At 38.8% G+C, this 8,696-nt stretch carries 7 protein-coding genes; 1 reads left to right on the forward strand and 6 read right to left on the reverse strand.

The features are described from left to right. Positions 1 to 236: 236 nt before the first annotated feature. Positions 237 to 1,730, forward strand: coding sequence for a carotenoid isomerase (gene crtH, locus V7K35_RS20820; RefSeq protein WP_335081179.1), 1,494 nt, complete (start codon positions 237 to 239; stop codon positions 1,728 to 1,730). Between the two features lie 468 nt (positions 1,731 to 2,198). On the opposite strand, the gene V7K35_RS20825 is transcribed toward crtH, so the two are convergent. The 6 genes from V7K35_RS20825 to V7K35_RS20850 form a co-directional block, all read right to left on the reverse strand. Next, positions 2,199 to 2,588 (reverse strand): hypothetical protein, encoded by a 390-nt coding sequence (locus V7K35_RS20825; protein ID WP_335081182.1) that lies wholly within the window; start codon positions 2,586 to 2,588, stop codon positions 2,199 to 2,201. A 57-nt stretch (positions 2,589 to 2,645) separates the two neighbouring features. Beyond that, positions 2,646 to 3,488, reverse strand: a complete 843-nt coding sequence (locus V7K35_RS20830; protein ID WP_335081184.1) for a hypothetical protein — start codon at positions 3,486 to 3,488, stop codon at positions 2,646 to 2,648. 576 nt (positions 3,489 to 4,064) lie between these two features. Further along, a complete protein-coding gene (gene purT, locus V7K35_RS20835) occupies positions 4,065 to 5,228 on the reverse strand; it encodes a formate-dependent phosphoribosylglycinamide formyltransferase (RefSeq protein WP_335081187.1) in 1,164 nt (387 codons plus the stop codon). A gap of 50 nt (positions 5,229 to 5,278) precedes the next feature. Continuing rightward, positions 5,279 to 5,776, reverse strand: a complete 498-nt coding sequence (locus tag V7K35_RS20840; RefSeq protein ID WP_335081189.1) for a pentapeptide repeat-containing protein — start codon at positions 5,774 to 5,776, stop codon at positions 5,279 to 5,281. 146 nt (positions 5,777 to 5,922) lie between these two features. Continuing rightward, complete coding sequence (locus V7K35_RS20845; protein WP_335081191.1) at positions 5,923 to 7,692, reverse strand: ABC transporter permease subunit; 1,770 nt, start codon at positions 7,690 to 7,692, stop codon at positions 5,923 to 5,925. Positions 7,693 to 7,736: 44 nt separating this feature from the next. Next, entirely contained in the window at positions 7,737 to 8,666 is a 930-nt protein-coding gene (locus tag V7K35_RS20850) for an ABC transporter ATP-binding protein (protein ID WP_335081204.1), read from the reverse strand. Positions 8,667 to 8,696: the final 30 nt, after the last annotated feature.

Raw genomic sequence — 8,696 nt, forward strand, 5'->3', positions numbered from 1 at the left:
ACCATAATACTCTTTCCTGTATCCGGCTGACACCTAAAATTAACAGTCTCAAATTTATTGATAAAATTTTTCATTAGTAGTTGACATCTATTCTCAATCAAGGCTATATTGTTCTACAGTGTTCTCCTCTCTTTTAAGGATCGGCAGACGGGATTAGTCAGCAGCAGCAGGCTCGTCCCTCTTTTTTGTCATTGGGTATTGGAAAATAAACAAAGGACTAATGACAAAAGACAAAAATGCAAGATTTTGATGCGATCGTGATTGGATCTGGTATTGGCGGATTAGTAACAGCGACCCAGTTAGCGGCGAAGGGAGCGAAAGTGCTGGTACTGGAACGTTATTTGATTCCAGGTGGGAGCGCCGGTTATTTTGAACGCCAAGGCTATCGATTCGATGTTGGTGCATCGATGATTTTTGGATTGGGACACAACGGCACTACTAACTTACTCACCCGTGCATTATCGGCTGTAAATGTCAGCCAAGAAGCGATCGCAGATCCGGTGCAAATTCACTATCATCTACCCCAAGGTTTAGACCTGAAAGTTGACCGGGTTTATGAAAAATTTTTGCAAAATCTTATTGCTCATTTTCGTCATGAAGAAGAGGGGATTCGTCGCTTTTATGACGAATGCCAAAAAGTATTCAAGTGCCTCAACAGCATGGATTTGCTGTCGCTGGAAGAACCTCGGTATTTACTGCGGGTATTTTTCCAACATCCTTTGGCGTGTCTTGGTTTGGTTAAGTATCTGCCTCAAAATGCTGGGGATTTTGCCAGACGCTACATCAAAGATCCCCAATTATTAAAATTTATCGATATGGAATGTTATTGCTGGTCAGTAGTTCCATCGGATATGACACCAATGATTAATGCTGGGATGGTCTTTTCTGACAGGCATTATGGCGGAGTGAACTATCCTAAAGGCGGAGTGGGACAAATTGCCCAAAAACTGGTGGAAGGTCTAGAGAAGGCTGGAGGTAAGATTCAGTACCAAGCTAGAGTCACGAAAATTCTCACAGAACAGGGAAAAGCAGTAGGTGTGCAACTGGCTAATGGTAAACTATATCGGGGTAAACGCATAGTTTCTAATGCTACACGCTGGGATACATTTGAACAATTACTACCAGCAGAAGAAATGCCACATAATGAGAAAAAGTGGCAAGAAAATTATCAAAAATCTCCAAGCTTTTTGAGTTTGCACATCGGGGTAAAAGAGTCAGTTTTGCCTGCGGGGACAGAGTGCCACCATATTTTTCTAGAAGATTGGCAAAAGATGACAGCAGCAGAAGGGACAATTTTTGTTTCTATTCCCACATTGCTTGACCCAGATTTAGCACCAAGTGGATATCATATCATTCATGCCTTCACGCCTCACTGGATTGATGATTGGCAAGAACTTTCTGTGAGCGAGTACGAAGCGAAGAAAGAAGAGGCGGCTGGGCGAATTATTGACCGCCTAAAGAAGATTTTTCCAGGCTTAGATGCTGGATTGGATTATTTGGAGGTAGGCACACCCCGCACCCATCGCCGCTTTTTGGGTCGTGAGGATGGCACATATGGGCCAATTCCCCGACGCAAGTTGTGGGGGTTATTAAAAATGCCCTTTAATCGCACAGCTATTCCAGGACTTTATTGTGTAGGGGATAGTACGTTTCCGGGTCAAGGATTGAATGCAGTTGCTTTTTCTGGGTTTGCTTGCGCCCACCGCATTGCCGTAGATTTAGGACTTTAATGTGTATCGCGGTAGTCCCTACACTCAACTCTTAGTGGGGTGGGGATGGACAGCGATGAAAATTGTAAATTGACTAACTGAAAATATGAATGCAGCACTTCGATGTATTTCACTAGTGTCAACTTAAGCCCAAAGCTTTTAAAACCCAATACTGCGTAGGTTTTGCCTAAAAAATAAAAATGTGTAGGTTGGATTGAGGAACAAAACCCAACATTTTTCAGGGTTTGTTGGGTAACACGAATGTTCAACCTAACCTACAAATATTCTTAACCGAGCAGTATTGCTTTAAAACCTCATTTCTAGCCTCCGGCTGGAAATGCTTTTCAAAGAGGCTCTGCCGCGAATAAGGGAGGCGGAGCCTCAAAATATGCATTCCCAGTCAGAGACTGGGAACGAGGTAAACGAGATAATTTTGAATCTTCAATTTCATTATCCAAAATCCACAATTTAAAATCTAAAATTAGGTAATTATAGGAATAGCTTACGCAAAAAGCCTAGTAAGTGGATAGCAAAATCTATGTTTACCTGAGTTTTACGTGCAGTGTTGATTTCTTGTAAGATTTTCTGCATCTGTGCTAGATTTTCTTGATTTATTCCGATGATACTAACATTTATAATCGCTGCTCTTACACTATTGAGAGTAAGTTTACATTCGGTAAGCGCTAACTCCAACTTGTTTATTTGCTTCCAGTTTCTCTGATTTTGCGCGTTTAAAAGCTCAAATTGAAGCTGAGAGAAAATTTCCAGTAATTTTTCTTCTGTATTATTGAGTTGTTCTAAATTACTTTGATTACCAGGAATTGCTTGAAACTGAGAAATTATTTCTGCAAAAGTATCTAAAATGTTATCGTTTGTCATGATTGATATATTCAGTTAAATTACGAACATTTTTCATGACTAGCTACACCCGAAAAATTATTGACATAATTGAGATGTTTGTGGTTGTATTTGTCTGTTTCTAAGAGATATTTCTTTCATAAATTCTTTCAATACTTTATCTTCGTTTACTTCTTTTTCTAAAGTGTTAATCTTTATGAGTGTCAAGCTGTAGTCGTTACTACTGAAACTTGTAGCTACCCCAACAATCTGAGTAACTCTAGCAGCAAGAACTTCAAAGTTAAGATTAGGGTAATCATCAATAAGTTCTGATAGTTTTCTTCCAGTGTCAGCCGCTACCAAAAGTTTAAAGATGGATTCATTCAAATTTTGTTGTTCATAAAAATTAACTTTTCGCCACTCATCTATCTGTTTAGCAACTTGACGCTTGATTTCTTCTGCTTCTGGTTGTGAGGATATACTTAAATTTCTATACTGTTCACCAAGACGCTTTAGTTCAAAGCTAATGACTACCCGTTGTGGATCGCTTGGTCTTGGTGGTTTTTCCTGAATTCTTTTGGCTAAAAGCAGCATCTTTACTGTTAAACATCGTGCCGGCTGGGCAGTTTTAGCAACTATCCTTGCACTTTCATAATCAATTGTTTCAAGCTTATTAAATATTTCTGCGGCTGTGTCATATTCTGCTTTCAAATCATCGAGTACTTGCTCAACATCTGATGGCTGGATATTTTGCTGACTTTCTCCTGTAATAATTCTATTTACTTCTCTAGGAATTTCAAATTGAATACTGGTATCATTTAGTAATCTTTCAATAACTAAATTATCATCTCTAGGTAAATCATCAAGTTGGTAGATTTTCTTCACCGATATAATAGCATCAGCCGCGCGATCGCGAAAATTCTCGGCAGTTACTCGGAGCATTGCTCTTTTTTGAGGCGTACAACCGCTGATAGTGAAACTGATAGTACAGGCTACTATACAAAATTTCCATAGGCTGAATTTCTGGATATGGGAAACTCTCATAGACATATTTAGCTGTGCCCAGATATAGTTAATACTTGTTTACCACTATTAGATCATCCAGTATGGAAATAATTAAAAAGCTAACTGCGTCCGAATTAAATCTTTTTTGCCAATTAGCTGGAATTTTCAGAGATATTACTCACTAAACGTAGAGGATTACAGAATACTTATATATTGGTTAAATTAAACACTTATAACAAATGCTTTTTCGTATAAGCAGATAATTTACAAAACTTTTTATAATTGTGCTTTAATGGTGAGCGGTTTTTGTTTATCAAGAATCTTCCTCACATAAAAAGCGATCACCGATGCTCCTCACATACAAAGAAAACATTTTAAAATTTAGCTGGCTTCTACCCAGTTTCTTAAGTTTGTTTCTGTTTGGCTCCAGTGTCAAAGCTGCTGCGATCGCCAATGTTCAAATTTGCGGTGTCCAGATCCCCGACTTCTTTAAGAAGTCGGGGATCTAACTTTTCATATAATTGTAATTTTACTTGCGGCTCTAGTTGCTTTTTCCCTAGCTTCTTGGACATTAACACCTTTCGCTAAAGCTACGCCCATTCGCCGATATGGATGAGCATCAGGTTTACCAAATAATCTAATATCTACATCCTTTTCTGACAAAGCATCGGCTACACCACCAAAAGCAATAGAATCAGATTTTTCGGAAGCTAAAATAACGGCACTAGCTGATGCTCCTAGCTGTTCTATATGAGGAATTGGTAAGTCTAAAATAGCTCGCAGATGTAGTTCAAATTCATTGAGATTTTGTGATATTAATGTCACCATACCCGTATCATGAGGTCTGGGAGAAAGTTCAGAAAAAATCACTTCATCTTTGGTAATAAAAAATTCAACGCCAAAAATTCCGGCTCCTCCTAAAGCATCAGTGACTTTTATGGCTATTTCTTGGGCTTTTAATATCTTATCTTCAGAAATTAATGCGGGTTGCCACGATTCTTGATAATCTCCTCGTTCTTGGCGATGACCAATAGGAGAACAGAAAATTGTCGGTGCATTCCACTGTTTAATTGTCAGTAAAGTTATCTCGATTTCAAAGTTAATAAATTCTTCAATGATGACCTTTTGACTGTCTCCTCTAGAATTAGCGATCGCATAATTCCAAGCTTTCTCAACTTCACTCTTATCTTGCACCACAGACTGACCTTTACCAGAGGATGACATCACAGGTTTAACAACATTACTAAACCCAATTTCATCAGAAACTGTAATCAATTCTTCTAGAGTTGTTGCATAACCATATTTAGCTGTTCTGATGCCCAATTCTTGATGTGCCAGTTCCCGAATTCTGTCGCGATTCATTGTATAGTTAGTAGCAGCCGCAGTTGGTATAACTGTAATCCCTCGATGTTCAAATTCGATCAGTTTTTCTGTTCTGATTGCTTCAATTTCTGGTATAATAATATCTGGTTGATGTTTTGTCACTACAGCTTCTAAATCATCAGCACTGAGCATAGAAATAACTTCATAAGCATCAGCAACTTGCATGGCTGGAGCATTAGCGTAACGGTCAACAGCAATCACATAATTACCAAGACGTTGAGCAGCGATCGCAAATTCCTTACCTAGTTCTCCTGAACCCAGCAACATCAATTTTTGGGGCAACTTAATACTCATTAACTTATCCAGAACAATTTTAATTCAATAATTTTATAATTTTTCGTGTTTTAATTCCCATCTTCTAAAGAATTAAATTTAGCACCGCGTACTTGTAAGTCTTGACGTTGCAGATAATTTAACCCACTACCTACGCCAAGCTGACACTTATCTACTAAAGTCTCTAACCAAATAGTCTCGTTAAGAGTTGCACCTCGTAAATCTGCATTTGTCAAGTCGGCTTTTGTAAAATTTACAAATAAGAGGTCTGCATTGATTAAACTACTACCTTGTAGATTTGCTCCTGATAAGTTTCCTCGAATGAAGTTTACACCATCTAAAATTAAACCAGATAAATCTGCTCCTATAAGATTAGGAAATTTTAGTTGACTTGGAGATTTAAAAAACCGCATTATACAGATGATATTTGCTTCATTTAGGCGTATTTTGGTTAAAAATTCATAACGAGCTATGCCTAGATTATTAAGAATTTGTAGACGCTGTGGGGGACTTTGTTCTAAAAACTGAATAGCTATGTTGCGTAAGTCTTGAATCGGGAGATTTAACATGATTCTCAGATTGTCGTGCTGATTAAAAATTTAACAGCAGATGTAGGCAAATAATAGATAATATAGCAGTCTTAAATCATTCATGAAAAACAATATCCCCGACAACTTTTACGAAATCGGGGATCCAACATGTCTCAACTACTTACCTAACGTCCTGCCAATAATGCTTTCGTAGCAGATTCGCCTGCTAATTTCACCTGCCTTGTCAACTGGAAGTTTAACAACGCTAGAACACTCAAATCAGCTAAAAGTGCCATAAAAACTGTTGTCACTCCAGCGTGTTCTACAGCTGCCCAAGGAAAAGTTGTAAACATCCAGACAGTAGAATATTTCCACGAGGAGATACCGATGAATTCTAGAATCATCGGTGGTAGGAACACGGCTCCACCTAAAGTCCCAATTGCCCACAAAGAACGCTTAGGAGTTTTCAGCAAAAGTATCAATTGGGTGATGGTAGCGTAAATCATCATTAAGCTGATAGACAAAGCTATAGTTAAAAGTACTTTAAACCTGTCAATCTCGTTAACGATCCAAGTTCGGCCATCGTTTGCGTCAACAATAGATGTAAGTGAAAGCCAAATTAACCAGGGGATAGTAACAATTGTTAAATTAATTGCGATCGCCACGAGTGCAGGGCTTTTTTCAGTCCAGATTAGATCCTGCCAAACACTCTTGTGGCTAGAAACTCCCTGATGTCGATATCTTGCCCAATCTTGTACATCTTGACGGTGAGGGGAAAGAACCGCAATTAAACTTAAAATCAACACCAAGTTGTAAACTACCAGCAAAACGAAATTTTCCCCAACCTGTTCATCCCATGTGTGATTATTTTTACCATTTTGTAGTGCAAATCCCCATATCATCAATTGATAAAAAGCTACTAGTAAATAACTTTGCTTCTTGCTGATTATTAAGGCTTGAGGATTACGGAAGCAACGTTTAAGAACTTGTAAAATACCGTAACTGCACAATCCAAAGTTTAATAAATGCAAGCCAACAACACTAACAATACTTGTCCCTAATGGTAAATAGAAAAACTGCAAGTTTTTTAGGGGAGAACCTTGGTATAAATGGAACAAGTTATGAAATAGATAATTTGTTGTATCCCAAGGAGCAAACAGCCTCAACCAAGCCGTTGAATTATACCAAGCGGTTGAATTATCAAATGATGCTATCTGAAACGTTATGCACAAGAAAAGGAAAACTGCACCACTACTTAACCAAGGCTGAAAACCACTAAACCAACGAGTAGCTAAACCAAAGAGTAGTGCGGCGCTGTAAACGAAAACACAGCTAGCAGCAAGAATAGCGTAATAACTCAAAATGTAACTAAAGGCAATATTGGCAGAACGCCCAGCCCACAAATGTAAAGGAACTGCTACTAATACGATCAGATAAATTAAACTCGGAACTCCTAGTAACTTGCCAGTCAATATACTTGTTTCTGATTGGGGACTGAGACGGATGAAATTCAGTGTACCGCGAGTTTCTTCTTTGGCTAAATCGTTGATTAACAAATAAGTTCCTGCAACTAATAGTGTAAATACAAAAATTACACTAAATGTTAGAAATATATATTCGCAGTGGTTTCGCCACCACAACTCCCAATTAATTTCGCTTTGAGGGCAATAATTCTTTGAAATAAAATCATTTAAATCAGCAATTTTAGATTGATTTGATTGCCGATAAACCCCATTTTGCTGCTGTTCGTATAGTTCCTGCAAACGACAGTATGTACCAGTTAGTGAGTATTTCTTATCAGGAAACTCCCGTAACTGATATAAAAAAACTACCATTTGCAGTAGTAAGGATGTTGCAAGTGCGATCGCTACATTCAAAAACTTCAGGCGTCCTTTGAGTTCTCGCAATAGTTGCGGATTCCAATCGCCGATTTTGTCTATCAAATTGGGCATCATAGCAAAAAAATTTCCAAAAATGGGGAGTGATATTTATTGATGTATCAAGATGCTTGTTTGTGACCTAATTTTAGGAAAATACTTTCTAAGTCTTCTTGCGTGCAGTGAAAATCAGTCAGAGGAATGCCTGCTTTGATAAGCGATCGCAATAACTCAGCACTATCTTCCTCTTTGCCCGAAAAATTCACCCGCACACTGTTTTTTCCTGGAATCACCTCCCACTCTTCTACTAAAGGATGATGTTTTAGTTCGCTAAAAAGTGTCTCTAAGTTCCCTAAAGTTGATAACACAATTTGCTGGTGGGAAAGACGTTGATAAAGTTGCTGTAAAGAAGTACTTTCTACCAAAAAGCCAAGTTCCATAATGCCTACAGAAGTACACAGTTCCGCTAAATCACTGAGAACGTGGGAAGAAATAATTACAGTCATCCCAGCTTCTCGCAAAGCCTTAATGATTTCACGAAACTGCATCCTCGCAATGGGATCAAGTCCAGAAACAGGCTCATCCAGTAGTAGTAAAATTGGTTCGTGGATAATGGTTCGCGCTAAACTTAAGCGCTGTTTCATCCCCCGCGATAGAGTAGAAATCTGACTGTGGCGTTTATTACCAAGTTGGATTAGTTCTAAAACTTCATGCAAGCGTTGAGTGCGGCGTGGTTCTCGTAAGCGATACAGACGCGCAAAATAATCTAGATAGTCCCAGACTGTCAGATCCTCATACAGTGGGTAGTCATCGGGTAAGTAGCCTAGACGACGCTTGAGCTTAGGATTACTCTTGTCACGGAGTAGGCGATCGCCATTAATATAAATCTCACCTGTAGTTGGTTCCTCAGCAGTTGCCAACATGCGGATGAGAGTTGTTTTACCCGCGCCATTCGGCCCAATCAGTCCATATACTTCACCAGCCTGGATATTAAACTCAACGAGGTTGTCGCCAACCCCGTTGGTCTTCAAAACCGTGCGTGAGACTTTCATCTCACACGGCTCCTCAATGTTTTGGTGCTT

The sequence above is a fragment of the Nostoc sp. genome (assembly GCF_036917275.1).
Lineage (GTDB): Bacteria > Cyanobacteriota > Cyanobacteriia > Cyanobacteriales > Nostocaceae > Nostoc.

Bases quoted from the DNA above. Each gene is read 5' to 3' on its own strand.
- crtH (WP_335081179.1), top strand. From the start codon at position 237: ATGCAAGATTTTGATGCGATCGTGATTGGATCTGGTATTGGCGGATTA.
- V7K35_RS20825 (WP_335081182.1), bottom strand. From the start codon at position 2,588: ATGACAAACGATAACATTTTAGATACTTTTGCAGAAATAATTTCTCAG.
- V7K35_RS20830 (WP_335081184.1), bottom strand. From the start codon at position 3,488: ATGCTCCGAGTAACTGCCGAGAATTTTCGCGATCGCGCGGCTGATGCT.
- purT (WP_335081187.1), bottom strand. From the start codon at position 5,228: ATGAGTATTAAGTTGCCCCAAAAATTGATGTTGCTGGGTTCAGGAGAA.
- V7K35_RS20840 (WP_335081189.1), bottom strand. From the start codon at position 5,776: ATGTTAAATCTCCCGATTCAAGACTTACGCAACATAGCTATTCAGTTT.
- V7K35_RS20845 (WP_335081191.1), bottom strand. From the start codon at position 7,692: ATGATGCCCAATTTGATAGACAAAATCGGCGATTGGAATCCGCAACTA.
- V7K35_RS20850 (WP_335081204.1), bottom strand. From the start codon at position 8,666: ATGAAAGTCTCACGCACGGTTTTGAAGACCAACGGGGTTGGCGACAAC.